The sequence below is a fragment of the Herbaspirillum sp. LeCh32-8 genome, from assembly GCF_017814915.1.
Lineage (GTDB): Bacteria > Pseudomonadota > Gammaproteobacteria > Burkholderiales > Burkholderiaceae_D > Herbaspirillum.
Genome location: NZ_JAGIPZ010000011.1, coordinates 121,240 through 147,643 on the forward strand (window position 1 = coordinate 121,240; position 26,404 = coordinate 147,643).

At 64.5% G+C, this 26,404-nt stretch carries 30 protein-coding genes; 10 read left to right on the forward strand and 20 right to left on the reverse strand.

What is annotated here, in order from left to right:
* Positions 1-136 precede the first annotated feature (136 nt).
* From ychF to J8I26_RS18240, 3 genes are all read left to right on the forward strand, one after another.
* Positions 137-1,228 carry a redox-regulated ATPase YchF gene (gene ychF, locus J8I26_RS18230; protein ID WP_209608519.1) on the forward strand — a complete coding sequence of 364 codons (1,092 nt, stop codon included), beginning with the start codon at positions 137-139 and terminating at the stop codon, positions 1,226-1,228.
* Between the two features lie 94 nt (positions 1,229-1,322).
* Positions 1,323-2,231: an SAM-dependent methyltransferase gene (locus J8I26_RS18235; RefSeq protein ID WP_209608520.1), complete on the forward strand. Its 909-nt coding sequence runs from the start codon at positions 1,323-1,325 to the stop codon at positions 2,229-2,231.
* Between the two features lie 204 nt (positions 2,232-2,435).
* Positions 2,436-3,548, forward strand: a complete 1,113-nt coding sequence (locus J8I26_RS18240) for a sensor domain-containing diguanylate cyclase (protein ID WP_209608521.1) — start codon at positions 2,436-2,438, stop codon at positions 3,546-3,548.
* A gap of 24 nt (positions 3,549-3,572) precedes the next feature.
* Here the strand turns inward: J8I26_RS18240 and J8I26_RS18245 are convergent, their stop codons facing one another.
* The 7 genes from J8I26_RS18245 to J8I26_RS18275 form a co-directional block, all read right to left on the reverse strand.
* Complete coding sequence (locus J8I26_RS18245) at positions 3,573-4,463, reverse strand: DMT family transporter (protein WP_209608522.1); 891 nt, start codon at positions 4,461-4,463, stop codon at positions 3,573-3,575.
* A 242-nt stretch (positions 4,464-4,705) separates the two neighbouring features.
* Positions 4,706-4,966, reverse strand: a complete 261-nt coding sequence (locus J8I26_RS18250) for a YfhL family 4Fe-4S dicluster ferredoxin (protein WP_209608523.1) — start codon at positions 4,964-4,966, stop codon at positions 4,706-4,708.
* A 116-nt stretch (positions 4,967-5,082) separates the two neighbouring features.
* Positions 5,083-5,571, reverse strand: a complete 489-nt coding sequence (gene coaD, locus J8I26_RS18255) for a pantetheine-phosphate adenylyltransferase (protein ID WP_209608524.1) — start codon at positions 5,569-5,571, stop codon at positions 5,083-5,085.
* Between the two features lie 36 nt (positions 5,572-5,607).
* The gene (gene rsmD / locus J8I26_RS18260) at positions 5,608-6,270 is read right to left on the reverse strand and encodes a 16S rRNA (guanine(966)-N(2))-methyltransferase RsmD (protein ID WP_209608525.1); all 663 of its coding nucleotides are present in this window, start codon (positions 6,268-6,270) and stop codon (positions 5,608-5,610) included.
* 10 nt (positions 6,271-6,280) lie between these two features.
* Positions 6,281-7,630, reverse strand: coding sequence for a pitrilysin family protein (locus J8I26_RS18265; protein ID WP_209608526.1), 1,350 nt, complete (start codon positions 7,628-7,630; stop codon positions 6,281-6,283).
* A 67-nt stretch (positions 7,631-7,697) separates the two neighbouring features.
* Positions 7,698-8,333: a ParA family protein gene (locus tag J8I26_RS18270; protein WP_209608527.1), complete on the reverse strand. Its 636-nt coding sequence runs from the start codon at positions 8,331-8,333 to the stop codon at positions 7,698-7,700.
* 52 nt (positions 8,334-8,385) lie between these two features.
* Complete coding sequence (locus tag J8I26_RS18275) at positions 8,386-9,765, reverse strand: pitrilysin family protein (RefSeq protein ID WP_209608528.1); 1,380 nt, start codon at positions 9,763-9,765, stop codon at positions 8,386-8,388.
* Positions 9,766-9,970: 205 nt separating this feature from the next.
* Between J8I26_RS18275 and ftsY the strand changes: the two genes are divergently transcribed.
* The 5 genes from ftsY (at position 9,971) to rpoH (ending at position 14,362) form a co-directional block, all read left to right on the forward strand.
* Positions 9,971-11,158, forward strand: coding sequence for a signal recognition particle-docking protein FtsY (gene ftsY, locus J8I26_RS18280; RefSeq protein WP_209608529.1), 1,188 nt, complete (start codon positions 9,971-9,973; stop codon positions 11,156-11,158).
* 2 nt (positions 11,159-11,160) lie between these two features.
* Positions 11,161-11,412, forward strand: a complete 252-nt coding sequence (locus J8I26_RS18285; protein ID WP_209608530.1) for a helix-hairpin-helix domain-containing protein — start codon at positions 11,161-11,163, stop codon at positions 11,410-11,412.
* 40 nt (positions 11,413-11,452) lie between these two features.
* Positions 11,453-12,145, forward strand: coding sequence for an ATP-binding cassette domain-containing protein (locus tag J8I26_RS18290; protein WP_209608531.1), 693 nt, complete (start codon positions 11,453-11,455; stop codon positions 12,143-12,145).
* The gene (gene ftsX, locus J8I26_RS18295; protein WP_209608532.1) at positions 12,142-13,065 is read left to right on the forward strand and encodes a permease-like cell division protein FtsX; all 924 of its coding nucleotides are present in this window, start codon (positions 12,142-12,144) and stop codon (positions 13,063-13,065) included. Before J8I26_RS18290 ends, ftsX begins: the two co-directional genes overlap by 4 nt.
* Positions 13,066-13,462: 397 nt before the next feature.
* Positions 13,463-14,362: an RNA polymerase sigma factor RpoH gene (gene rpoH / locus J8I26_RS18300; protein ID WP_209608533.1), complete on the forward strand. Its 900-nt coding sequence runs from the start codon at positions 13,463-13,465 to the stop codon at positions 14,360-14,362.
* 98 nt (positions 14,363-14,460) lie between these two features.
* Here the strand turns inward: rpoH and J8I26_RS18305 are convergent, their stop codons facing one another.
* From J8I26_RS18305 to J8I26_RS18325, 5 genes are read right to left on the reverse strand one after another with little or no spacing between them, the layout of a single operon-like run.
* Positions 14,461-15,054 (reverse strand): SCO family protein, encoded by a 594-nt coding sequence (locus J8I26_RS18305; RefSeq protein ID WP_209608534.1) that lies wholly within the window; start codon positions 15,052-15,054, stop codon positions 14,461-14,463.
* A gap of 4 nt (positions 15,055-15,058) precedes the next feature.
* Positions 15,059-15,952, reverse strand: coding sequence for a heme o synthase (gene cyoE / locus J8I26_RS18310; RefSeq protein WP_209608535.1), 894 nt, complete (start codon positions 15,950-15,952; stop codon positions 15,059-15,061).
* Between the two features lies 1 nt (position 15,953).
* Positions 15,954-17,084, reverse strand: a complete 1,131-nt coding sequence (locus J8I26_RS18315) for a COX15/CtaA family protein (RefSeq protein ID WP_209608536.1) — start codon at positions 17,082-17,084, stop codon at positions 15,954-15,956.
* 28 nt (positions 17,085-17,112) lie between these two features.
* A complete protein-coding gene (locus J8I26_RS18320; RefSeq protein WP_209608537.1) occupies positions 17,113-17,754 on the reverse strand; it encodes a cytochrome C oxidase subunit I in 642 nt (213 codons plus the stop codon).
* Positions 17,741-18,433, reverse strand: a complete 693-nt coding sequence (locus J8I26_RS18325) for an SURF1 family protein (RefSeq protein WP_348635339.1) — start codon at positions 18,431-18,433, stop codon at positions 17,741-17,743. Before J8I26_RS18325 ends, J8I26_RS18320 begins: the two co-directional genes overlap by 14 nt.
* Positions 18,434-18,564: 131 nt before the next feature.
* Here J8I26_RS18325 and J8I26_RS18330 point away from each other — a divergent pair, with 131 nt between their 5' ends.
* Positions 18,565-18,765 carry a twin transmembrane helix small protein gene (locus J8I26_RS18330; RefSeq protein WP_209608539.1) on the forward strand — a complete coding sequence of 67 codons (201 nt, stop codon included), beginning with the start codon at positions 18,565-18,567 and terminating at the stop codon, positions 18,763-18,765.
* A gap of 74 nt (positions 18,766-18,839) precedes the next feature.
* Here the strand turns inward: J8I26_RS18330 and J8I26_RS18335 are convergent, their stop codons facing one another.
* The 8 genes from J8I26_RS18335 to J8I26_RS18370 all read right to left on the reverse strand — a co-directional run bounded on the left by J8I26_RS18335 (position 18,840) and on the right by J8I26_RS18370 (position 25,475).
* Positions 18,840-19,700 (reverse strand): cytochrome c oxidase subunit 3, encoded by an 861-nt coding sequence (locus J8I26_RS18335; protein ID WP_209608540.1) that lies wholly within the window; start codon positions 19,698-19,700, stop codon positions 18,840-18,842.
* A gap of 148 nt (positions 19,701-19,848) precedes the next feature.
* Positions 19,849-20,085: a DUF2970 domain-containing protein gene (locus tag J8I26_RS18340; RefSeq protein ID WP_209608541.1), complete on the reverse strand. Its 237-nt coding sequence runs from the start codon at positions 20,083-20,085 to the stop codon at positions 19,849-19,851.
* 29 nt (positions 20,086-20,114) lie between these two features.
* Positions 20,115-20,681: a cytochrome c oxidase assembly protein gene (locus J8I26_RS18345; RefSeq protein ID WP_209608542.1), complete on the reverse strand. Its 567-nt coding sequence runs from the start codon at positions 20,679-20,681 to the stop codon at positions 20,115-20,117.
* Entirely contained in the window at positions 20,678-20,788 is a 111-nt protein-coding gene (locus J8I26_RS18350; protein ID WP_209608543.1) for a cytochrome oxidase small assembly protein, read from the reverse strand. Before J8I26_RS18350 ends, J8I26_RS18345 begins: the two co-directional genes overlap by 4 nt.
* A gap of 23 nt (positions 20,789-20,811) precedes the next feature.
* Positions 20,812-22,446 (reverse strand): cytochrome c oxidase subunit I, encoded by a 1,635-nt coding sequence (gene ctaD, locus J8I26_RS18355; RefSeq protein WP_209608544.1) that lies wholly within the window; start codon positions 22,444-22,446, stop codon positions 20,812-20,814.
* A gap of 19 nt (positions 22,447-22,465) precedes the next feature.
* Positions 22,466-23,626 carry a cytochrome c oxidase subunit II gene (gene coxB / locus J8I26_RS18360; protein WP_209608545.1) on the reverse strand — a complete coding sequence of 387 codons (1,161 nt, stop codon included), beginning with the start codon at positions 23,624-23,626 and terminating at the stop codon, positions 22,466-22,468.
* Between the two features lie 29 nt (positions 23,627-23,655).
* The gene (locus J8I26_RS18365; RefSeq protein ID WP_209608546.1) at positions 23,656-24,117 is read right to left on the reverse strand and encodes a DUF2244 domain-containing protein; all 462 of its coding nucleotides are present in this window, start codon (positions 24,115-24,117) and stop codon (positions 23,656-23,658) included.
* A gap of 410 nt (positions 24,118-24,527) precedes the next feature.
* A complete protein-coding gene (locus J8I26_RS18370; RefSeq protein WP_209608547.1) occupies positions 24,528-25,475 on the reverse strand; it encodes a methyltransferase domain-containing protein in 948 nt (315 codons plus the stop codon).
* Between the two features lie 69 nt (positions 25,476-25,544).
* Between J8I26_RS18370 and J8I26_RS18375 the strand changes: the two genes are divergently transcribed.
* Complete coding sequence (locus J8I26_RS18375) at positions 25,545-26,375, forward strand: ComF family protein (protein ID WP_209608548.1); 831 nt, start codon at positions 25,545-25,547, stop codon at positions 26,373-26,375.
* Positions 26,376-26,404: the final 29 nt, after the last annotated feature.

A 26,404-nucleotide genomic window follows, 5' to 3' on the forward strand; every position in this document is an offset into this window, starting at 1 on the left:
GGCGGCACTCCGGACGACACGCTGCGTATCACTGCCATGCCGTATCGCCGCCCGGCCTGGATGGACGCCGAGAACCCTAGGGCATCGCCCCCGTGCCTTGATACAATGGCGGTTTTGCTTTCGGAAGAATTTTGTCATGAGCCTCAAATGCGGCATCGTGGGCCTGCCCAACGTCGGTAAATCCACCCTCTTCAACGCGCTGACCAAGGCCGGCATCGCCGCCGAGAACTACCCGTTCTGCACCATCGAGCCCAACGTCGGCGTGGTGGAAGTGCCCGATCCGCGCCTGCAGGCCCTGGCCGAGATCGTCAAGCCCGAGCGCATCCTGCCGGCCACGGTCGAGTTCGTCGACATCGCCGGCCTGGTGGCCGGCGCTTCCAAGGGCGAAGGCCTGGGCAACCAGTTCCTGTCTCACATCCGCGAGACCGACGCCATCGTCAACGTGGTGCGCTGCTTCGAAGACCCGAATGTGATCCACGTGGCCGGCCGCGTCAGCCCGCTGGACGACATCGCCGTGATCCAGACCGAACTGGCGCTGGCCGACATGGGCACCGTCGAGAAGGCCATCCACCGCGAACAGAAGAAGGCGCGCTCGGGCGACAAGGACGCCGCCAAGCTGGTGGCCCTGCTGGAACGCATCATGCCGGCGCTGGATGAAGCCAAGCCGGTGCGCGCGCTGGGCCTGGACGCCGAGGAAATGCTGCTGATCAAGCCGCTGTGCCTGATCACCGCCAAGCCGGCCATGTATGTGGCCAACGTCTCCGACAGCGGCTTCACCAACAACCCGCTGCTGGACCAGCTGACCGCCTACGCCAAGGAACAGAATGCGCCGATCGTGGCCATCTGCGCCGCCATCGAAGCCGAGATCGCCGACCTGGACGACGCCGACAAGGCCGACTTCCTGGCCGACATGGGCATGCAAGAGCCGGGTCTGGATCGCCTGATCCGCGCCGGCTTCAAACTGCTGGGCCTGCAGACCTACTTCACCGCAGGCGTGAAGGAAGTGCGCGCCTGGACCGTGCCGGTCGGCGCCACCGGCCCGCAGGCCGCCGGCGTGATCCACACCGACTTCGAACGCGGCTTCATCCGCGCCCAGACCATCGCTTACGAAGACTACATCGCCTGCAAGGGCGAAGCAGGCGCCAAGGAAGCCGGCAAGATGCGCGCAGAAGGCAAGGAATACATCGTCAAGGACGGCGATGTGATGAACTTCCTCTTCAACGTCTGATCCGGGTGCAGGCGCATGGCGCCTGCCGTCCATATTGTCTTAAAGCAGTCATCGCCGGCAGTTATGCTGACGGCATCAACATCATCGCAGCACCATGAGCAAGCAAGCCCTCCCTGAATCCGGCCGCGCCAAAGGCCGTGGCAAGCGTCCGCCGCAGGCGGGCGACGCCGCACCGCTGGCCAATGAAATCCGCCCCGGCCAGTCGATCGAACTGCTCAAGGAGCTGCACATCCTCACGCGCGACGGCAAGCTCAATCAGGACAGCCGCCGCAAGCTGAAGCAGGTCTACCACCTCTACCAGTTCATCGAGCCGCTGCTGACCGAAGTCCTGCAGGAGCACCCGGACGTGACGCTGGTCGACCACGGCGCCGGCAAGTCCTACCTGGGCTTCATCCTGTACGACCTGTTTTTCAAGGCCTTGCAGGGCGCGCCGCACATCTACGGCATCGAGACCCGCGAGGAGCTGGTGAAGAAGTCGGAAGAACTGGCCACGCGCCTGGGCTTCAAGGGCATGTCCTTCGTCAACCTGTCGGTGGCCGACTCGATCACCTCGGAACGCCTGCCGCAACAGATCGACGTGGTGACCGCGCTGCACGCCTGCGACACCGCCACCGACGACGCCATTCACTTCGCGCTGGCCAAGCAGGCGCGCTTCATCGTGCTGGTGCCGTGCTGCCAGGCCGAAGTGGCTTCGGTGCTGAACCGCAACAAGGGCCAGTCACTGGCCAATTCGCTCACCGAGATCTGGCGCCATCCGCTGCATACGCGCGAGTTCGGCAGCCAGGTCACCAACGTGCTGCGCTGCCTGCAGCTGGAGGCGCACGGCTACAAGGTCAGCGTGACCGAGCTGGTGGGCTGGGAGCATTCGATGAAGAACGAGCTGATCGTCGCCCAGTATCGCGACCTGCCGCGCCGCCGTCCGGCCGAGCGCCTGCAGGAGGTGCTGCGCACGCTGGGGCTGGAAGAGATGGGAGAACGCTTCTTCGCGCCGCAGGCGGCCTGAAGACGCTGACGGGCGTTGCAGGAATGCTTCTTGCAACGCCGTCGTGAAAGATGACCGGCTATGCGGTCGCCGCCTCAAGACCGGGGCCGGCGCTGCCGATATAGCCGCAGCAGGATGACGCCGGGGCGAACAGCGCCGGCGGGCAAGGGGGTGCCGGGAAACCGGCTTGCGCAAAGGGGGCCGGCCGGAAGCCGGGGAACGCACATGACAACCGCTGTCGACACGGATACGCTGATGGCCGAAAACCAGCAACTGCGCGCCGAACTGCAGGACCTGCTGCAGCAGGCGCACATCAACCAATCCATCATCGAACGCCACCAGGCCTTCGACCTGAAACTGATCGGCGCCAGCGAATTTCGCGAGCTGATCGACGCCATGCTCTCGACCATGCCGGGCGTGTTCAACCTGGAAACGGTGACGCTGTCCCTGATCGACGACGACTACGCGATCCAGCGCATCCTGCGCGACCTGCAGATCGGCGTGAGCGAGTTTCCCAACCTGCTGTTCCTGAAGCATCCGATCGTCTTCCCGGACGAAGACGGCCGCGCGCTGGCGCAGGAAAAGCCGCGCCTGGGCGAATTCACTGCGCTGCACCGGCCGCTGTTCCCGACCTACCAGCCCACCAGCGTGGCCGTGCTGCCGCTGGTGCGCCAGCATCGCCTGCTGGGCTACCTGGCGCTGGGCAGCGCCTACCAGGAGCGCTTCACCCGCGCGCTGGCGACCGACTTCATCCAGCGCCTGGCCACGGTGGCCGCGATCTGCCTGGAAAACGTGATCAACAACGAGCGCCTGAAACACATCGGCCTCACCGACCCGCTCACCGGCGTGAACAACCGCCGCTACATCGAGCAGCGCATGCACGAGGAAGTGGCGCGCGGCCAGCGCGAGCGCTCGGCGCTGTCCTGCCTGTTCATCGATATCGACCATTTCAAGCGCGTCAACGACCAGTTCGGCCACCAGAGCGGCGACGACGTGCTGCGCGAGGTGGCCGCGCGCATCAAGAAGGAACTGCGCCTGTCGGACGCACTGGGCCGTTTCGGCGGCGAGGAATTCGTGGTGCTGCTGACGCACGCCACGCGTGAGGATGCGGCCCGCATTGCCGAGCGCATCCGCGCCGGCATCGCCAGCCGCGGCATCATGATCGAGGGTTCGCGCGATGCGCTCAAGATCACCGCCTCCATCGGCGCCGCATCGCTGATGCCGCCGGAACGGATCCGCCCGGCCGAAGAGGTCAAGCAGGCCATGCTGAAAGCCGCCGACCAGGCGCTCTACCAGGCTAAGGAAGCCGGCCGCAACCGGGTGGTGCAGGCGCCGTAAGCCGCCTCAGCCCGGCGTTGCCGCTCAGGCCGCCGACGGCGCCGCCGCGCGGCGGTCGCGGATGATCCACGGCGCGGCGATGATCAGCACGCCGCCGATCAGGTCTTGCGGCCGCAATTCGGCCGCGCCCAGCAGCCAGGCCGAGAAGCTGGCCACCAGGATTTCAGCCAGCATCACCACCGCCGTGATATTGGCCGGCAGGCGCGAGACGCCGTACTGCAGGCACAGGTTGGATATCAGGAACAGCACCGCCCACAGTCCCACCAGCGGCCACGCCGCCACCGGCACCACCGCCGGCCAGGCGATCAATCCCGTCACCGAGAACACGATGCCCAGCAAGCAGGCCAGCGAGGCCCCGCCGGACAGCATGGCGATTGCGCGGGCGCCGTCGGAAACGCCGTGCAGGCGGCGCAGCAGCACATTGTTGACGGCAAAGCACAGGCCGCCCAGCACCGCCATCCAGTCCGGCAGGGTCTGCGGCAGCGGCAAGCCCAGCCGCGGCTGGTACAGCACGATCACCGCGCCCGACAGGCCCAGCGCCACGCGCCCCAGCGAGCGCGGCGTGATCGCCTCGTGCAGCACCAGGCGCGCCAAGACCACGGTCCAGATCGGCATCAGGTAGAACAGCAGGATCACGCGCACCACGTCGCCGTAGGCGATGGCCACGTTGAAGGCGGCATTGGTGAGCCCGGTCGCCAACGCCACGCCCAGCAGCTCGGGATGCTGCCAGAGTTGGGCGATGTCGCCGCGCTTGAGCGCCAGCAGCATGGCCGCGCAGCCCACGAAGATGGCGGCGGTGGCCCACAGCGGGTGCAGGCCCATGGCTTCCAGCGCGCGCATGCCGGTCCAGGACAGGCCCCAGATGGTGGTATTGACCAGCAGCGCGGCGACGGCGGATTTGGGGAGATGTTGCATCGTTCGTATCTTGTGATGAAAAGCGTCGCCGCGGTGATGATCGGCGAGATAAGGCCTATGCACGGGCACCCATATCGGAACGAGCGGGGCGGTGCGCGACGATCAATGGCCGCCGGCCACGGCGGCAACAATCGGCAAGCCGGGACAATGCCGGCCAACGACGACCAAAAGAAAAGCCGGCAATGCCGGCTTGCTCTGCTGCAGGGCCCGGATGTCGCTCGCGGCGGCGTCCCGGCTGGTCCTCAGGCCTTTTTGGCCTCGGCCTGCAGGCGTTCGTATTTGTCCATCAGCTGCTCTCGGCTTTCGCGCCAGGCCGGGTTGAACGGGATGCAGGCGACCGGACAAACCTGCTGGCACTGCGGCTCCTCGAAGTGACCGACGCATTCGGTGCACTTGTCCGGATTGATCTCGTAGATCTGCGGCCCCATGTAGATCGCTTCGTTCGGGCACTCGGGCTCGCAGACGTCGCAATTGATGCAATCATCAGTAATCATCAACGCCATGCCAGCTCCTTCGCGCGCGCGCCGCCTTGTGCACGGCGCACCGCCCTACCTGCAAACTTCCCGATACCAACCATCATTGTCCTACCCTGCCTCACTACTGGCTACCGCAGAAGCTCTCAGCCGTTCTGCTTGGCGATCTTGCCCTTCAGCCATTTCTCGACCGAGGGGAACACAAACTTCGACACGTCGCCGCCCAGCTGGGCGATCTCGCGCACGATGGTGCCGGAGATGAACTGATACTGGTCCGACGGCGTCAGGAACAGGGTCTCGACGTCCGGCAGCAGGTAACGGTTCATGCCCGCCATCTGGAATTCATACTCGAAGTCGGACACCGCACGCAGGCCGCGCACGATCACGCGCGCGTTGTTCTGCCTGACGAAATCCTTGAGCAAACCCGAAAAACTTTCAACCTGGACATTCGGATAATGTCCCAGCACTTCATTGGCGATCGACAGGCGCTCTTCGAGCGAAAAAAACGGCTTCTTGTTTTGGCTGTCCGCTACGCCGACCACCAGCTTGTCGAACAGTCCGGAGGCGCGGCGGACCAGGTCCTCATGACCGCGCGTCAACGGATCGAATGTCCCTGGATATACAGCTGTGACCATGGTGTCTCCTCACCGGCAATTCAATCAGAACGCGCATTATGCCTGAATTTGGGCAGCGCTTTTGCGTTGCAATAAATGATAGAACACCATCCCGGCCTTATCCGAGCGCAGCACTTCCCACGACGCCATCCAGGCCGGGGCATCTTCCCCGTCCAGCGGGAACTCGGCCTCGGCATAGACCAGGCCGGAGGGCGCCAGCAGCGTTTCGCAGGCCGGCAAGACCTTTTCCAGCCAGCCCTGGTGATACGGCGGATCGATGAAGGCCAGGCCGAAGGCGCCTGGTTCGCGCTGGGCGGCGCTGCGTACGGCGGCCAGCGCGTCGCCGCGCACGATGGCAATGGCGTCGGCCTTGAGCTTGTCGCGATTGGCCTCCAGCTGGCGCACCGCCGGGCCGCTCTGCTCGACCATCACCACGCGGCGCGCGCCGCGGCTGGCGGCTTCGAAGCCCAGGGCGCCGGAGCCGGCGAACAGGTCGAGGCAGGCGAGCTGCTCCCAGTTGCCGTCCAGCAGGTGGGTCAGCCAGTTGAACACGGTCTCGCGCACCCGGTCCGGCGTCGGACGCAGGCCTTCGGCGTCCAGCACCGGCAACGGCGTGCGCTTCCACTGGCCGCCGATGATGCGCACCTGGTGCGGGCCGCGCACGGCTGGCTTGCCCTGGCCGGACTTGGCGGCCGGGCGATGTTGCTTACTCTGCTTCATGGCGCCGTCCTTACTTCGCTGCAGGCGTCGCGGATGCTGCAGATTGCGGATCTTCGCCGACGATCACCGTCGACAGCTGCTCCGGATGCACGTGCTTGCGGAAGGCCGCGCGCACGTCCGATACGCTGACTTCGCGCACGCGGTCGATCCAGCGGTCGAGGTAGTCCAGCGGCAGGTTGTAGAAACCGACCACCGAGATGTTCTCCAGCAGCTTGGCATTGCTGTCGATGCGTAGCGCGAAGCCGCCGGTGAGGTTGTCCTTGGCCGCCTTCATCTCGGCCGGGGTCGGGCCTTCCTGCAAAAATTTGTCCAGCGTGGCGCGCACCACCTTCAAAGCTTCGGCGGTCTGCTCCTTCTTGGTCTGCAGGCCGATCTGGAACGGCCCGGGCTGGGCCAGCGGTGAGAAACCGCTATAGACGCTGTAGGTCAGGCCGCGCTTTTCACGCACCTCATCGGTCAGGCGCGAGACGAAACCGCCGCCGCCCAGGATGTAATTACCCACCGTCAGCGCGAAGAAATCGTTGTCGCCGCGCTGGATGGCCGGCGCGCCGATCAGGATATGCGATTGCGACGCCGGATGCGCGATGCGGGTTTCGCCGCCCTTGGGCGCGACCACCGGCGGCAGCGCCGGCAAGGCGGCGCCTTGCGGCAAGTCGCGCGTCAGGCCGGCGGCGATCTGCTCGGCCTGCTGGCGGGTGACGTCGCCGATCAGGGTGATCACCGCACGGTTGGCTACATAGTGGCTGCGGTGGAAGGCCACCACGTCGTCGCGGCCGATGGCTTGCACGCTGGCCTCGGTCGCGTCCGGCGCGTAGGGGTGCTGGCCGTAGATGGCGGCCATGAAGGCCTTCTCGGCGATGGCCTCGGGCTTGGTCAGTTCTTCACGAATCCCCGAGATGGCGAGCGCCTTGTCGCGGTCCAGGCCGGCCTGCGGGAAGCTGGGGTGCGCCAGCATGCGCGCCAGCAAGCCCAGCGCCTTGTCGCGCTCGGACGGAGAGGACAGCGTGCGCAGCTTGGCGCCGCCGCGATCCTTGCCGGCGCTGGCCTGCTCCTGGGCGGCAACGTCGGCGAAGCCGTCCAAGACTTGCGCCTCGCTGAGCTCTGGGCCGTCGCCGCCGGCCACGCCGCGCGTCAGGCTGGCGGCGGTCAGCTCGGCCAGGCCGGCGCGACCGGCCGGGTCGCGGCGCTGGCCGGCGTCGAACTGCACGCTCACGTCCAGCATCGGGATCGCATGGTTGGTGACGAACAGCACGCGTGCGCCGTCAGGCTGGGTCCAGGACTGGATCTGCAGCGCGGCCGATGCCGGCGCCGAGGCCAGCAGGCCGAGGGAAACAAACAGGATGCCGAGATGTTTTTTCATAAAGCCAGATACCAATTGAATGCGACGGGCGCCGTCCGCTTGCCGGCGGAAGCCGCGCCCTGGCGGATCATCCGCCGTTTTTCTTGCCCAGCCAGTCCAGCACCGGCTGCCATTGATCGAGGTCGCGCTGCACGCGCGAGGGGGCGATGTCCCACAGCGTCAGGCCGTGCGCGGCCAGCTGCACATAGTTCTGCGTATCGCGCAGATAACCCAGCACCGGCAGCTTCAGGCCTTCGATGAAGCGGTGCAGTTGCTCGGCCGAGCGTGTGCGGGCATCAACGCGCATGCCGACGATGCCGACGTCGATCTCACCGCTGCGCACCGCCTTCTCTTCGGCCAGCCGGCGCAGGAAATCCTGCGTGGCCAGGATGTCGAAGATCGAAGGCTGCAAGGGCACCAGCACCTTGTCGGCCATCTTCAGGGCGTCGTTCAGACGCCAGCCGTGCAGCCCGGCCGGGGTGTCCAGCACCACGTGGCTGGTGCCCTTGGGCGGCTTGGCGACGTAGTCCTCGTTGACCTCCCAGGTGGCGATGGGGCGCGCTTCCGGAGGCCGGATGGCGAGCCAGGCGCGGGCCGACTGCTGGCGGTCGATATCGCCCAGCAGCACGCCATGACCCTGGCTGGCGAAGTACCCGGCGAGGTTGGTGGACAGCGTGCTCTTGCCGACTCCGCCCTTGGGATTGGCAACGACGATGACAGGCATGTTTTCCTCCGAGAAGAACAGCGAACCCGACCGACAGCGAACAGAACGACTCTTAGTGCAGCATCCCCGGCGGCGGCGCGGGCCTCTTGCCGTCCAGCGGCAGCGGCACCAGCGTGGCCACCGTCAGGTTGTCGTCCTTGAAGTATTTTTGCGCGACCGCCTGCACCTGCTCGGGCGTGACGCTCTTGAGGCGGTCGATGATGCGGTCGATGTTCTTCTGGCCGATGCCGGTGGTTTCCATCACACCGATTTCCATGGCCTGGCCGAACACCGAGTCGCGCTTGTAGATCTGCGAGGCGATCAGCTGCGTCTTCACGCGCTGCAGCTCGTCGGGCGACACGCCTTCCCGGGCCACGCGTTCGACCTCGGCGCGCAACAGGCCTTCCAGTTGCTCGGTGGTGACGCCGTCGGCGGGGCTGCCTTCCAGCGTGAACAGCACCGGACCGCGCGCCACGCCGCTGTAGCTGGCGCCGACCGTGGTGGCCTTGTTGCCGTTGCGCACCAGGTTCGCGGTCAGGCGGGCGTTTTCATAGCCGTCCAGCACGGCCGACAGCACGTCCAGCGCGTAGGCTTCCTGGTCTTTCTCGATTTCGCGCAGGGCCGGCACCTTGAAGCCCAGCACCACATACGGGTTCTCGGCCGGCGCCTTGACCGTCACGCGGCGCGGGCCCAGCTGCTGCGGCTCGTTTTGCGGCTTGTTGCGGGTGGTGTCGCGCGGCAGCGCATGGGCCGGGATCTTGCCGAAATATTTGTTCGCCAGCGCCAGCACGCGCTTGGCATCGACGTCGCCGGCCACCACCAGCGTGGCGTTGTTGGGGGCGTACCACTGGCGATACCAGGAGGCGATGTCCTGCACGTTCATGTGCTGCAGGTCGTCCATCCAGCCGACCACCGGGTGATGGTAGGGGTGGGCGGTCCAGGCGGCGGCGTTGAGCGCTTCGTTCAACAGGCCCATGGGCTGGTCGTCGGTGCGCCAGCGCCGCTCTTCCATGATCACCCGGATTTCCTTGGAGAACTCGCCGGCGTCGAACTGCAGGTTGGCCATGCGGTCGGCTTCCAGCGCCATCACGGTTTCAAGGTGGGACTTTTCGATCTGCTGGAAATAGGCGGTGTAGTCATTGGCGGTGAAGGCGTTTTCCTGACCGCCGATCTCGGCCACCAGGCGGCTGAATTCGCCCACTTTATGCTTTTTGGTGCCCTTGAACATCATGTGTTCCAGCGCGTGCGAGATGCCGGTGGTGCCGTTGAGCTCGTCGATGGAGCCAACCTTGTACCAGACCATCTGCACGGCGGTCGGCGCGCGGCGGTCTTCCTTGACCACCACCTTCATCCCGTTCTTCAGTACGAATTCCTGGGCGGTCTGGGCCTGCGCCAGCGCCGCGCACAAGCCGAAAAGCCCGATGGAGAGGATTGCTCTGATCTTCAATTTCATTCGTCGCGCTCTGATAAAATGCGGGGATTCATTGACCCTGGCGGCCGCGCGCGGGTCTTGGAGACAGGCAATTGTAACCTGTCCCATGCGCTTGTCAGGGCATGTTCCGGCGACCTGCCGCAACCTGATCCGCCCCGGATCACCGCCCTGCGCGCCCAGCGCATTTATCCCGGCCGCTGCCAGAACGACGCCAGACGCCAACCCGATGTTTAGTTTCTTCAAGAGAAAACCCAAGCCGGAAGCGCAGCCCACGCTGCCGCCGGACGACCAGCCCGCAGCAACGCCGCAAGCGCCTGCTGCCCCTGCCACACCTGAACCCGCTCCTGAAACGCCCGCCGCCCCCGTGGCGACGCCAGCGCCGGCAGCCGTCGACATCCCCCCGGTTCAGCCGGAAATCGACCATGTCATGGCAACGCCCGCTGCCGCCGAGCCGGAAGCGGAACCCGCTGCGGAAGAAGCAGAGATCGTCGAAGCCCCGCAGCCGACGCCGGAAGCCAAGCGCTCCTGGCTGTCGCGCCTGAAGTCGGGCCTGTCCAAGACCTCCAGCAACTTGACCACGCTGTTCGTCGGCGCCCGTATCGACGACGACCTGTACGACGAGCTGGAATCGGCACTGCTGGTCTCCGACGCCGGCGTCGAGGCCACCCAGTGGCTGCTCGACGAGCTCAAGAAGAAGGTCAAGGCCGAACGCCTGACCGAAGCCGCCCAGGTGCGCACCGCCCTGCGCAGCCTGCTCATCGACCTGCTGCAGCCGCTGCAGCGCCCGCTAGTGCTGGGCCGTGAGCAACCGCTGGTGATGATGATCGCCGGCGTCAACGGCGCCGGCAAGACCACCACCATCGGCAAGCTGGCGCTGCACCTGCAGGCGCACGGCCAGTCGGTGCTGCTGGCCGCCGGCGACACCTTCCGCGCCGCCGCCCGCGAGCAGCTGGCGGTCTGGGGCGAGCGCAACAACGTCGCGGTGATCGCCCAGGAGTCCGGCGACCCGGCCGCGGTGGCGTTCGACGCCGTGGCCTCAGCTACTGCGCGCGGCACCAACGTGGTCATGGTGGATACCGCCGGGCGCCTGCCGACGCAGCTGCACCTGATGGATGAGTTGAAGAAGATCAAGCGCGTGATCGGCAAGGGCATGGCCTCGGCGCCGCACGAAGTGCTGCTGGTCATCGACGGCAACACCGGCCAGAACGCGCTGGCCCAGGTCAAGGCCTTCGACGACGCGCTGGGCCTGACCGGCCTGGTGGTGACCAAGCTGGACGGCACCGCCAAGGGCGGCATCCTGGCGGCCATCGCCAAGACTCGCCCGGTGCCGCTGTACTTCATCGGTGTGGGCGAACAGATCGAAGACCTGCAGCCCTTCAACGCCACCGAATTCGTCGACGCCCTGCTGGCCTGACGATGCCAGGCCGCTTCTCCGCGCCCGAACACGCCCTGCTGCGCAGCGTGCCGGGCGTCGGCGAAGGCCTGGTACTGCGGCTGGAGCGCTGCGGCATCCACAGCCTGGCGGAACTGGCCCGCTTCGACACGGTCGCCTTGACTGCCCGGCTGGCTCTGGCAAACTGCTCGCACTGCTGGGAAACCAGCCCCAAGGCGCGCCGGCTTGCCAATGCCATCATCGGCCTGGCGCAACGCCACGCTGCAGCGACATAACAAGACGAAGCAAAACGACGGACAGGCGACTCACTTCCCCATGATCGAATTTTCCCGGGTATCAAAACAATACGCGCGTGAGGTCTACGCCCTGCGTGACATTTCGCTGTCGGTCGGCAAGGGCGAGCTGCTGTTCCTGGCCGGCCCCTCCGGCGCCGGCAAGTCGACGCTGTTGAAGATGATCGCGGCCATCGAGCGCCCCACCGCCGGCAAGCTGACCGTGAACGGCCAGGATATCGGCGCCATCAAGGGTTCCGGCCTGCCCTACCTGCGCCGCAACCTGGGCCTGATTTTCCAGCACCAGCGCCTGCTGCTGGACCGCAACCTGCTGGCCAACGTGATGCTGCCGCTGATCGTCACCGGCTCCTCCCGCGCGGATGCCGAGAAGCGCGCCCGCGCCGCGCTGGACAAGGTCGACTTGCTGGACAAGGCCCAGTCCGAGCCGCAGGAGCTGTCCGGCGGCGAGCAGCAGCGCGTGGCAATCGCCCGCGCCATCGTCAACCGCCCGCAGATCATCCTGGCCGACGAGCCCACCGCCAACCTCGACCGCGCCAACGCCAACAAGGTGCTGGCCGCGCTGAAATCCTTCCACGGCGTGGGCGTGACCTGCCTCATTTCCACCCACGACGAGCAGTACCTGACCGGCGCCGACCGCATCATCTACCTGGACCGCGGCCGCATCGTCGACGGCTGGCATAACGGCGTGGCCAATCCGGTGGAGGTGTCGCCATGAACTGGTTGCGCCAACACTATGCCGCCATGATGGACGCGCTGCGCCATCTGCTGCGCTCGCCCGGCAACTTCCTGCTCAACGTGCTGGTGGTGTCGATCGCGCTGGCGCTGCCCTTCGCCGGGCTGTCGGCGCTGGAGAACGTGCGCCCGATCTCCGAGCAGATGTCGGTCGAGCCCGAGATCAGCATCTTCATGAAGATGGACGCCAGCCGCGACGCCTCGCAGGCCATGGGCAAGACCATCGCCCAGGTGCTGAAGGACAGCAATACCGTCGGCCGCGTCGAATTCATCCCGCGTGAAAAGGCCTTTGACGCCCTGAAGAGCAAAACCGGCCTGGCCGACGTGCTGGCCACGCTGGGCAGCAATCCGCTGCCGGACAGTTTCGTGCTGCGCCTGCCGGGGTTCCAGAACGCCATGGATGCCGGCCGGGTCGACGATATTGCCAAGCAGCTGAAGAACCAGCCGGGGGTGGACACCGTCCAGATCGACTCGGAATGGGTCAAGCGCCTCGCCGCGTTGCTGCGCATCCTGCGCCTGGTGCTGCTGTTCCTGGGCATCACGCTGGGCGCGGTGGTGATCGCCGTGGTGTTCAATACCATCCGCCTGCAGGTGATGACCCAGCGCGAGGAAATCGAGGTCTCGCGCCTCCTGGGCGCCACCAATTCCTTCATCCATCGCCCGTTCTATTACACCGGCGCCCTGCTCGGCCTGTGCGCCGGCGTGGTGGCGCTGGGGCTGGTGGTGGCGGCGCAGCAGCCGCTCAACGAGGCGATCCTGGATTTTGCCCACCTGTACGCCTCCGAATTCCAGCTGGCCCTCCCCAGCGCGATGGCGATCACGCTGCTGCTGGCCGTCAGCGCCCTGCTGGGCCTGTTCGGCGCCATGCTGTCGGTGCGCAGGCATTTGGCGCGCATGGGTTGATATCGGAACAATGTTTCTATGCAACAAAAACGGCCGCCGGTGCAAACCGACGGCCGTTTTTCTTTTGCCTTTCCCCCTTGAAAAAGGCGGAGATCGTCCCTATTTATTGAACTCCCGCACCGCAAAAATTGTTACAGGTTTTTGACCTTCTTTTTGACTCCGCTCGCAACTTTGTCCCTCGTAATCCTTCTAAGATATTAGGGACGAAAGCAATGATTATCAGAATTGCAATAGAGCAGTTCTATCGGGGTCTTCCAAACATGCAATTAGCACTCTCAAATGACGAGTGCTAGAATACCTTATCGAAATGCTCCAGTTTTAGTCATGAAGCGTTTCCGAGGCTTGAAGCCATTGCTTTAATCCAAACGTCTCTTCCGCAAGGAAACAAGGAGAATCAATGAAAGCAGCGTCTGCACAATCTGCACTTATGCCGGTCGAGTCCAATGCACTCGCGCTCGGTTTTTCCGGCAGCCTGGGCAACATCGACGCATACATCTCGGCAGTGAACCGCCTGCCCATGCTGACGGCCGAAGAGGAAGTCAAGCTGGCCCGCGAGCTGCGCGAAAAGAACGATCTGGGCGCCGCTCAGAAGATGGTGCTGTCGCACCTGCGACTGGTAGTGTCGATCGCCCGCGGCTATCTGGGCTACGGCCTGCCGCACGCCGACCTGATCCAAGAGGGCAACATCGGCCTGATGAAGGCGGTCAAGCGTTTTGACCCGGGTCAGAACGTGCGTCTGGTGTCGTACGCCATGCACTGGATCAAGGCCGAGATCCACGAGTACATCCTGAAGAACTGGCGCCTGGTGAAGGTCGCTACCACCAAGGCCCAGCGCAAGCTGTTCTTCAATCTGCGCAGCCACAAGGAAGGCCTGGACGCGATGACGCCGGCCCAGGTCGAGGCTCTGGCCAAGACGCTGGACGTCAAGCGCGAAGAAGTGATCGAGATGGAAACCCGTCTCTCCGGTCGCGACATCGCGCTGGAATCGCCGACCGACGACGAAGATGACAAGTTTGCGCCGATCGCTTACCTGTCGTCCGAGAATTCGGAGCCGACCCGCGTGATCGAGGCGAAGCAGCACGACCGCATGCAGTCCGAAGGCCTGGAAGCCGCACTGTCCAAGCTGGACGACCGTTCGCGCCGTATCGTGGAAGCCCGTTGGCTGGCCAACGACGACGGCTCGGGCGCGACCCTGCATGAGCTGGCTGACGAGTTCGGCGTATCGGCCGAGCGTATCCGCCAGATCGAAGCGGTGGCGCTGAAGAAGATGAAGTCGTCGCTGCAGGCGTATTCCTGATTGCTGCATCCTCAGTCGTCAGGAAAGCAGCAAATGAAAAAGGCACCCTCGGGTGCCTTTTTTCTTGCCTGCTCCGACGATCCCAGACCATCAAGCGATCAGGACAGCAGCAGCTTGATGTCGTGCGCCAGCGTCTGCGGCCCTTGGCCGTGCTTGACGAACAGGCGGATGTGACCGGCCGGGTCGAACACATAGCTGCCGGCGGTGTGGTCCATGGTGTAGCTGCCCGGCTGCTTGCCCGGCACCTTCTGGTAAAACACCTTGAATTCCTTGGCGACCTTCTCGGTCTGCGCCAGGTCGCCGCGCAAGCCCAGGAAGCGCTTGTCGAAGGCCGGCACGTATTGCGACAGGATCTCCTGGGTATCGCGTTCAGGATCAACGGTGACAAACAGCACCTGCACGCGGTCGGCATCCGGGCCCAGCTCCTTCATGACGTTGGCCATCTCGACCATGGTGGTCGGGCAGACGTCCGGGCACTGGGTGTAACCGAAGAAGATCACCACCACCTTGCCCTTGAAGTCGGACAGCGTTCGCGGCTTGCCGGTATGGTCGGTCAGAGCGAAGTCCTTGGCATAGTCGAGGCCGGTGACGTCGGTGTTGTTGAACTTCAGCTCCGGCTTGGAGGGACCGCAGGCGGCCAGCAAGGCGGCGCTGCCGGCCAGCAGCAGCGCAGTAAAAAGTCTTCTCTTCATCGGGTCAGAAAGTCCGGAACAGGAAGTAGTGGTCGACCAGCAGCACCGCAAACAGGATCGACAGGTAGACGATCGAGAAGGCAAAGGCGCGGCGCGCGATCAGGTCGGTGTAATGGCGGTAGATCTGCCACGAATACCAGAAGAAGATCGCGCCCAGCACGATGGCCGTGCCCAGATAGATCAGGCCGCTCATGCCGATGGCAAAGGGCAGCATGCTGGTGGCCAGCAGCGCGATCGTGTACATCAGGATATGCAGCTTGGTCACGTCCATGCCGTGCGTAATGGGCAGCATGGGCAGGCCCGATTTTGCGTAGTCGTCACGGCGGTACATGGCCAGCGCCCAGAAGTGCGGCGGGGTCCAGATGAAGATGATCATGACCAGCACCCAGGCCTGCATCGGCACGTCGTTGGCCACCGCGGCCCAACCCAGCGCCGGCGGCATGGCGCCGGCCAGACCGCCGATGACGATGTTCTGCGACGTCGCCGGCTTCAGGATGATGGTGTAGATGATGGCGTAGCCGACGAAGGTGGCGAAGGTCAGCCACATCGTGAGCGGATTGACCAGGTTGTAGAGCACCCACATGCCCAGGCCGCCGATCACGCCGGAGAACACCAGCGTCTGCGCGACGGAGATTTCACCTCGCGCCAGCGGGCGACGGGCGGTGCGGGCCATGCGCGAATCGATCTCGCGCTCGACCAGGCAATTGATCGCGAACGCAGCGCCGGCCAACAGCCAGATGCCCAGCGTGCCGAACACCACTTTGTGCCAATCAGGCAACTCCGGGGTGGACAAGAACATGCCGATCACGGCGCAGAACACGGCCAGCTGCGTCACGCGCGGCTTGGTCAGTGCCCAGTACTGGGCGATGCGGTTGGGTTGGGCGGTCAATGTGGTCATGTCAGGTCACTGGCTGTGCGGCGGCTTGTGGAGAAGCGCTGGCAATGCCTGCGGGAGCGTAGCGAGTCTTGTAGTTTAACATGACCAGCAGCAGGACCAGCAGGGCGGCGCCGCCATTGTGCACCACAGCAATCGCCAACGGCCAGTTCAGGTAGATCGTCGCCAGGCCGGTACAGAGCTGCAACGCCACCACGATCAGCAACCAGCGACCGGTCTTGCGCAGGCCGCCGTCGCGCAGCGCCTTGTGTGCCAGCCATACAACATACAAGATCACGACAAAGGCGAAACTGCGGTGCACCCAGTGAATCGCCGTGAGCGCCTGGAACGGAAGGAAATCGCCGGCGGCGGTCATGCCGAGGTGACGCCACAGGGTGAAGCCATGCTCGAAATCCATGTCCGGCACCAGCTTGCCGTCGCACAGCGGAAAATCGGTACAGGCCAGCGCCGCATAGTTGGTACTGACCCAGCCGCCGAGGGCGATCTGCAGCGTCAGCAGCGCCAGGCCTATGGTGGCCGGCCACACCAGTGCCCTGCCCGATGCCACCGGCAGATGCGGGTTGTGACGCGCATACAGCCACGCCAGCATGGCCAACAGCGTCAGCCCCAGCAGCAGGTGGATGGTGACGATGACCGGCTGCAGCTTCATGGTCACGGTCCAGGCGCCGAACGCGCCCTGCAGGCAGACGAAGCCCAGCAAGGCCGTCGCGAACCAGGGACGGTACTGTTGCTCGGTCTTGCCCGAGCGGATCCAGCGGCGCCATGCCAGCACCATCAGCACGATGATCAGCACGCCCACCGCCATGGCGAAGTAACGGTGCGTCATCTCGATCCAGGCCTTGCTCCAGGTCACCGGCCCGCTGGGCATGGCTTCCTGCGCGGCATTGATGTGCTCATGCGCCAGCAGCGGATTGGAGCGGTTGTAGCAGCCCGGCCAGTCAGGGCAACCCAGGCCGGAGTCGGTCAGCCGGGTGAAGGCGCCGAACATGATCAGGTCGAAGGTGAAGAACATCGTCACCCCCACCAGCTTGCGGTATTTGTTGTCGAAGCCCTTGGCCCGCCATACGAAATAAAGCGGGATCAGCGCCACCAAAAGGCCGGTCAGGCCCAGTTCAATCAACGTTATTGCATTCATCTGGTATCAAACACGCGCCGTTGCGCGCTCAGCCGATGGCCGAGGCGCGCAGCAGCTTGGAAATGTCCTTTTTCATCTTGCCCGGGTCGGGCTCCTTGGGGAAACGCATCATCAGGTTGCCCAGCGGATCGATCAGGAAGATGTGATCCTCCACCGAGGTCCCCTGCTCCACCGGCAGCCAGGCCTTCAACTTGGCGGCGTCCACCCGCAGCATGTCGGTGCCGTCGTATTCGCGCATGAGGGTGGTGTCCAGCGGCGCTTTGTCGGTCACCAGCCACACACGCTCGACGCGTTCCATCTCCTTGCCCTGCATCAGCCGCAGCTGGCGCATGGTAAAGAGCTTGTTGCGGCAGGCCGCAGCACAATCGCCGCCGTCCACCTGCAGCATGATCCACTTGCCTTTGTAGTCGCCCAGCCCGGCCTGGCCGCCGTCGAGCGCGCTGGTGCCGAGGTCGGGAATCGGATACTGGCGCGGATCGATCAGCGCGCCGTAGTTGTTGCGGCTCTCCGGCTTGATCACGTAGTAGGTGAAGTACGACGCGATCATCGGCGCTGCGCACACGGCCACCACCGCCAACATTTTCCAGCGGCCCAGTCGACGACGCTTCTGGTCGGCTGCGACCTCGCTTGCGGACTTTGCGGCTAAGCCGCCTGCATCAGTTTTTGTCATTGCGCCCACGTCTGAATCCCGTGACAAGAAAAAATACGATCGCCATCGCCGCCATGGCGTACCACTGCACCGCGTAGCCGCGGTGGCGGTCGATGCCCAGCGACGGCGCCGGCCAGTCGCGCGCCAAGCCGTCGTCGACGCCGGAAGGCGCCGCACGCAGCTCCACCACGTAGGGCGCCAGCGGCAAGCCGCTGGCCGCGGCCAGCGCGACGAGGTCGAGATTTTGCAGGATCGCGCCCGGCCTGGGCACATCGGCCTGGCCCAGCTGCAGCACGTGCCCGGCATCACGGCGCAATACGCCGTCGATACGCGTCATCCCTTGCGGCAGCGGCGGTTGCGGCACCCTGGTGCGTTCGGCCGCATCGCGCGGCGCCCAGCCGCGCGCAACCATCACCACCTGCTGCGCGCCCGCTATTTTAAACGCGGTCAGCACATGGAAGCCGACGGCGCCCTCGTGCGGGCGGTTTTCCAGGTAAAGCGTCCATTGCGGGAGGAACTCGCCCTCCAGCAGCACATGGCGAAATTCCTGGTCGTCGGCGCCGGAGGGCAGCACGCGCAGCGGCTGCTCCTTGGCGCGCGCCTCCATGCGGTGCTGGATGCCCAGCTTCTCTTCGGCACGGTGCGTCTGCCACTGTCCCAGGATGATGCCGGCGGCCGCCACCGCCATGGTGGCGCACATCGGGATCCAGCGAAATCGAAATCGGATCGGCATTCAGGCCCTAGCGCATTACAATGAATGAATAATATTTTGAACAGCCGCCCGGGCCAGACCCCGGAACCAGCGGCAGGAGACACAGGGATTCTACCCGTATGAAAATCGTCGTCGCGATCGCGTTCATTCTCATCCTCGCCAGCCTCGCCTCCGCGCTGATCTTCCTGATGCGCGACAAGGGCAAGAGCAACCGCACCGTGCAGGCGCTGACCTTGCGCGTAGGCTTCTCGGTGGCGCTGTTCCTGCTGATCCTGCTGAGCTACAAGCTGGGCTGGATACAGCCGACCGGAATCCGCTGAGCTTCAAGCCGGCGATCCTGCGCATAAAAAAGCCGCACCCGGGTGCGGCTTTTTCGCTGATGGGCAGCCCGGCGTTACAGCCAGTACACCACCACATACAGGCCCAGCCACACCACGTCCACGAAGTGCCAGTACCAGGCCGCGCCCTCGAAGGCGAAGTGATGGGTCGGGGTGAAGTGGCCGCGCAGCACGCGATACAGCACCACCGACAACATGATCGCGCCCATGGTCACGTGGAAGCCGTGGAAACCGGTCAGCATGAAGAAGGTGGAGCCGTAGATGCCGGAGGTCAGCTTCAGGTTCAGCTCGGTATAGGCGTGGATGTATTCATACGCCTGGAAGCCCATGAAGATCGCGCCCAGCAGGATGGTCAGGAACAGCCACACCGCAGTCTGCGTGCGATGGCCGGCGCGTATGGCATGGTGCGAGATGGTCAGCGTCACGCCCGAGGTCAGCAGCAACAGCGTGTTGATGGTCGGGATCGGGAACGGCCCCATTGTGGTGAAGCTCTCCACCGTGCCGGCCGGGCCGACGCCGCCCCAGTGCGCCGAGAAGTCTGGCCAGATGACCTTGTGGTCAAGGTCGGCCAGCCACGGCATGGTGATGCTGCGGGCGTAGAACAATGCGCCGAAGAAGGCGGCGAAGAACATCACCTCCGAGAAGATGAACCAGCTCATGCTCCAGCGGTAGGAAAGGTCGATGTTCTCGCCGTAGAGGCCGGACTCGGACTCCTTGATGGCGTCGCCAAACCAGTAGTACAGCACCACCAGCACCATCAGGATGCCGAAGATGTTGACATAGGGCGCCCACGACGCGCCGTTGACCCAGGCCGATGCGCCGATCATGGTGATGAGCATCGAGATGCCCGCCATCATCGGCCAGCGCGACGGTCCCGGTACGAAGTAGTGCGGCGCCTTGGCGTGTTGAGAACTCATTTCCATCTCCCGATACGAAATTCAGTGTTGGCCGTTGTTTGTTGTCAGCTGCTTGCTGTTGCCTGCTTGTTCTTGCCTGTTCGTTGCTGCCGATCGCCGTTGGTCGTCGTCAGTCGCTACCGTCAGATTGCTTGATGCCCCACTCGCGCTACCCGCCCGCCGCGTTCGCCACCACCAGCCGCACGATGGTCACCAGCACCGCCACGAAAATCGCCGCGCCCAGCACGCCGGCGATGATCACGTGCACCGGGTTCAGCCTGGCAGCGTCCGACTCATAGTCGCGCCGCTTGCGCACGCCGAAGAAGGACCAGAACACCGCCTTCATCGTCGCCCCGAACGAGGCCTTGCGCTGCGACGCCTGCTTCAGGTCTTCCGTCAAAGCCATCCTCCCCCGCCAGCCGGCGCTCAGCCTGTTCAGCCTTCTTTCTTGTCCTTGCCGCCGATCTCGAAGAAGGTGTACGACAGCGTGATGGTCGTCACATCCTTCGGCAGATTCGGATCAATGTAAAACACCACCGGCATCTGCTTGGCCTGGTTCGGCCCCAGCGTCTGCTGAGTGAAGCAGAAGCACTCGACCTTCTTGAAGAAGGCCGCCGACTGCTGCGGCGCATAACTGGGGATGGCCTGAGCGTCGACGTTGCGCGCCTGCGTATTCACGACCTCATACGTCACTTGGGTCATCTCGCCCGGATGCACCTTCATGCTCGATACCGTCGGGCGGAAACGCCACGGCCCCTGCGCGTTGCCGTCGAACTCGATGGTGACCGTGCGCGTCTTGTCGACCTGGGTGTTGGCCGGCGCCTCTACCGTCGCGTCCTTGGGCGTGAGGAAGTTGACGCCCGTGACCTCGCAGATCTTGCGGTACACCGGAATCAGCGCATAGCCGAAGCCGAACATCAGCACCGCCACCACCACCAGTTTGCGCAGCATCACGCGGTTCAGGCCGCGGCCTTCTCCTACTTCGCTGTCGTCGGCGCTCATTGGGCGAACCAGATGCGGTTGATGAAGATGCCGACGAAGAAGGCCAGCGCCACCAGTCCCAGCAGCAGGCCGGTTCTTACGTTGTTCGGTTTCTTGCGTTCAGGCATGGCAGATCCGTTCGATCACTTGATTACTTCACCACCGGCGGTTCTTCGAAGGTGTGGAAAGGCGCCGGGCTGGGCACGGTCCATTCCAGGCCTTCCGCGCCTTCCCAGGGCTTGGCTTCGGCCTGCTTGCCGCCCTTGATCGACGGGATCACCACGCAGAACAGGAAGTACACCTGCGACAGGCCGAAACCGAAGGCGCCGATGGAGGCGATCATGTTGAAGTCGGTGAACTGCGCCGGGTAGTCCGCATAGCGGCGCGGCATGCCGGCCAGGCCCAGGAAGTGCATCGGGAAGAAGGTCACGTTGAAGGTGATCAGCGAGGCCCAGAAGTGGAACTTGCCGCGCCATTCGTTGTACATGTAACCGGTCCACTTCGGGCCCCAGTAGTAGTAGCCGGCGAACAGCGCAAACAGCGAACCGGCCACCAGCACGTAGTGGAAGTGGGCCACCACGTAGTAGGTGTCCTGCATCTGGATGTCGATCGGAGTCACCGCCAGAATCAGGCCGGTGAAGCCGCCCATGGTGAACACGAAGATGAAGCCCACCGAGAACAGCATCGGGGTTTCAAAGGTCATCGAGCCGCGCCACATGGTAGCGATCCAGTTGAAGATCTTCACGCCGGTGGGCACCGCGATCAGCATGGTGGCGTACATGAAGAACAGCTGCGCCGTCACCGGCATGCCGGTGGTGAACATGTGGTGCGCCCAGACGATGAACGAGAGGATCGCGATCGAGGCGGTGGCGTACACCATCGAGGCATAGCCGAACAGCGGCTTGCGGGCAAAGGCCGGAATGATCTGCGAGACGATGCCGAAGGCCGGCAGAATCATGATGTAGACCTCGGGGTGGCCGAAGAACCAGAAGATGTGCTGGTACATCACCGGGTCGCCGCCGCCGGCGGCGTTGAAGAAGGAGGTGCCGAAGTGACGATCGGTCAGCGTCATGGTGATGGCGCCGGCCAGCACCGGCATCACGGCGATCAGCAGGTAGGCGGTGATCAGCCAGGTCCAGCAGAACATCGGCATCTTCATCAGCGTCATGCCGGGCGCGCGCATGTTGAGGATGGTGACGATGATGTTGATCGAGCCCATGATGGAAGAGGCGCCCATGATGTGCATGGCGAAGATGCCCATGTCCATGCCGGGGCCCATCTGGGTCGACAGCGGCGCATACAGCGTCCAGCCCGCGGCGGTGGCGCCGCCCGGCACCAGGAAGGAGCCAGCCAGCAGGAGCGCCGCCGGCGGCAGCAGCCAGAACGAGAAGTTGTTCATGCGCGCAAACGCCATGTCGGACGCGCCGATCTGCAGCGGGATCATCCAGTTGGCGAAGCCGACGAAGGCCGGCATGATCGCGCCGAACACCATCACCAGGCCGTGCATGGTAGTCAACTGGTTGAAGAACTCGGGGCGGAAGAACTGCAGGCCCGGGTGGAACAGCTCGGCGCGGATCAACAGCGCCAGCACGCCGCCGGAGAGCAGCATGGTGAACGAGAACCACAGGTAGAGCGTGCCGATGTCCTTGTGGTTGGTGGCGAACAGCCAGCGGCGCCAGCCGTGCGGGTGGTCGTGGTGGTCGTGCGCATGATCGTGGTCGTGCGCATCATCGTGCCCATGCGCGTGATCGTGGTGATCAGGGGTGTGATCAACGGTGGTGGTCATAGTCCTGTTCTCCAGTCGATTACTTGCGGCCGGCCAGCACTTCGGCGGGCTGTACGATGTTCTCTTGCGCCTTGTTGGACCAGCTGTTGCGCGTATAGGTGATCACGGCGGCGATTTCGGTGTCGTTCAACACGCTCTTCCAGGCCGGCATCGCGTTCTTGCCGTTCAACACGGTATGGATCTGCGCGGCCTTCGGGCCGTTGACCACCGGATCGCCGTCCAGCGCCGGGAACGCGCCGGGCACACCCTTGCCGTTGGCCTGGTGGCACACCGCGCAGTTGGCGACGTAGACTTTCTCGCCGCGCTGCTTCAGTTCATCGATGGTCCAGGTCTTGTTCGGGTCATCGGCCTTGGCCGCCATTTCCTTCTTCTTTTCGTCGACCCACTTCTTGTAGTCGGCCTCGCTGACCACGTTCACCACGATGGGCATGAAGGCATGGTCCTTGCCGCACAGCTCCACGCACTGGCCGCGATAGGTGCCGATCTTCTCGGCGCGGAACCAGGTGTCGCGCACGAAGCCGGGAATCGCATCCTGCTTCACGCCGAAGGCGGGAATGGTCCACGAGTGGATCACGTCGTTGGCGGTGGTGACGATGCGCACCTTCTTGTTGACCGGCACCACGACCGGGTTGTCCACTTCCAGCAGGTAGTTGTCGTTCTTGGTCAGCGCCGGGTTGGTCACCTGCTCGCGCGGGGTGGCCAGGTTGGAGAGGAAGGAGATGCCCTGCCCTTCGCCCTTCAGGTAGTCGTAGCCCCACTTCCACTGCATGCCGGTGACCTTGATGGTGAGGTCGGCGTTGGAGGTGTCCTTCATCGCCACCACGGTCTTGGTGGCCGGCAGGGCCATGCCGATCACGATCAGGAACGGCACGATGGTCCAGGCGATTTCCACGCCCGTGCTCTCATGGAAGGTCGCTGCCTTGTGGCCGAGCGACTTGCGGTGCTTGAGGATGGAATAGAACATGACGCCGAACACCGCCACGAAGATCACCAGACAGATGATCAGCATCAGGATGTGCAGGTCGTAGATTTGTTCGGCGATCTTGGTGACGGGCGGCTGGAAGTTCATCTGCCTTACTGCGGGTCCCCCTGGACTGTCCACCACCGCCCACGCCGGGATTCCGGCCGCCAGCAGCGATGCACCGAGGGTCAACGATTGAAGGCGCTTCGCATGTTTCATGGATTTCCTCAAAAGCCCAAAATTTATAATTAGAATCTCGCCAACACGCCGGTCCTCTCGGACAGCTCGCGCCCCAGCTCCTGCGCGAACCCGCGTCGTTTCCATTCGCTCATAAAACGGCCTACTTCCACACGCACGCCGGAACTCTCCAACCGCACCAGCGACTGGCGGGCTCCGGGAAAATCGATGCGCGCGCGGCGCACGTCCAGCTCGATACGGCTTGCCTTGCCCGCCTGCGTCACTTCGACAATCAGGCGGTCGCCCCGCAAGGCGACATATTCACGATCTGTTGCGTGGCGGGCGTACGCCAGGAAGGCGATGCCGACCGCCGAAAGCTCAATGACAGAAAAAATCAGGATAGTCCATGCGCCATGGACGGTGAATGCCAACGCGACCGTCAGCGATACGATACAGAGGATTGCAAATACCCACGCCAGCTGGCGCGGCGCAATCGAACAATTGCGCTTCAATATCCATTCCCGCGTCTCCATAGCACCTCGCCAGCATGATTGTCGGTCGAGTGTGTGTCTCTACGTCGAACCGCCGGGTGCGGCGCTGTCTTGTTGCGCGGGCGTCGCGGGGCCGGGATGCCCCCTCGACGCGCCTGGCGCAGGCGCCGTCCGCATTGCGGCTCTTTATTTATTCTTAACCATTTGAGTATAAGGGGTAACGTCGCCGCTGATCAAGCGCGCGCCGCCGGCCCTCTCGCACCGTCGCATCCATCCTGTTTCCTGCCTTGCGCCTGCGCCCGCTCCCCGGCCATGGGCCTGGATTTGCGGACATGCGCGTGGTTCAGCAGGGCGTAACGATACAGCAACTATTGCTTTTCGCAGATGGGCTTGGGCATCTAACCCATATATGCCATTTGCACTAAGAGCGGCAGCCGCAGTGCAGCGCCGCTTTACTTCCTCGGCAAATCGAAACGGATGATGCTCTCGCCCGACGACGTGGTCTTGGGCACCGGGCGAAACGCATGGCCGTACACCACTTCAAAGGTCAGCGGGATCTTGCCGTCGCGGTTGCGCATCGCCTCCAGCGCGGCCAGCAGGCGCGCGTGCTGCGCGCGCGACAACAGGCCGCGGCGGCGCGACTCCAACGGATTGCCGCCCCAGGCGCGTACGTCCTCCAGCAGGCGCTGCGGCGTCTCGTAGGTGACGGTGATGGTTTCCATGTCCATGACCGGCGTGGAGAAGCCGGCGTTGACCAGCATGTCGCCGAAGTCATGCATGTCGACGAAAGGCAGCGTGTGCGGCGCAATATCGATGCTCTCGAAGGCGCTGCGCACTTCGCGCAGGGTATCGGGGCCGAAGCAGGAGAACATCAGCAAGCCCTCCACCCGCAGCACGCGACGCCATTCGGCGAACACGCGGTCGGGCTGGGGATGCCAGTGCAGGGCCAGGTTGGACCAGACCAAATCCAGGGAATTGGGCCCCAGCGGCAGCTGGGCGAAATCGGAACAGGCCAGCTCCGGGCCGTTGCCGACGCTGCCGCTCGCACCCAGCCATTTGTTGATGGAGCCGAACAGGCGGTTCACCGCCGACTGCGCGCCGCGCTGGTGCTCGGCGGCCACCGCCAACATGCCGTAGGCGCCGTCCAAGCCGATGACCTGCGCCTCGGGATAGCGTTTTTGCAAGACCGGCAAATCGGCGCCTTCGCCGCAGCCGGCATCCAGCACTTCGCTGGGCGCGATTTTCACCAGCGCCAGGCGCTCCTGCATGCGCGCCGACACCTCGCGGCGCAGGAAGTCGGATTCGGCCACCCGCTGCGGCCGGCCGAAGGTGCGGCGAACCAGAGGAAGATCGATGGGCGCGCTGAGCTTGGCGCTGGCGGATGGCGAACTGACGGACATCGGGGGCACGAACAGGTGAGATAATGCGCGTAGTTTAGTCGAATTCCATATTTCTCGGGCGCACCTCCGATGGACGTCAAACCGCACAAACCCGCCAGCGCACAACCGGCCGCCAAAGCCGGCTACAAACGCGCAGCCGCAACCGGACCGAAGCCGGAGGGCTGGGTGCGCCGCATGCTGGCGCGCATGCCGCAATTGCTGCCGACTTCCTGCGCGCTGTGCGGCCATTCCGGCCGCGAGGCCTTGTGCCAACCTTGCCGCAAGCGCTTCTTCACGCGCCAGCATCGTCGCTGCGTGCAGTGCGCGCTGCCCATGCCGGTCACCGGCAAGGAGCTGCGCTGCGGAGCCTGCCTCAAGGATCGCCCGGCCTTCGACGCCACCATCGTCGCCACTGACTATTACGCCCCGTCCGACCAGCTCGCGCTGGCGCTGAAGTTCGGCGGCGACCTGCGCCTGGCGCCGTTGCTGGCCGGCCTGATCCGCGACGCCGCGCTGCGCACCCCGGTGCCCGGCAGTGATGTCAAACTGGCCTTGCCGACCATGCTGGCGCCGGTTCCGCTGGGCCGTGAGCGGCTGCAGGAACGCGGCTTCAACCAGGCGCTGGAAATCGCCCGGCCCCTGTCCAAGCTGCTGGACATCCCGCTGCACCCGCACCTGCTGGAACGCAAGAAAGAAACCCAGGCGCAATCGGCCCTGCCGATGCCGGCGCGCGTGCGCAACGTGCGCCAGGCCTTTGTCATTCCTTACGACGCCATGGACCAGGTGCGCGGGCGTCACGTGGGCGTCATCGATGACGTCATGACCACCGGCGCCACGCTCAACGAGCTGGCCATCATCCTCAAGCGCCACGGCGCCAAGCGCGTGACCAACCTGGTCTTCGCGCGCACCTTGCCGACCTGAGCCGGCACTTCATTTTTCAGCAGGAGAGT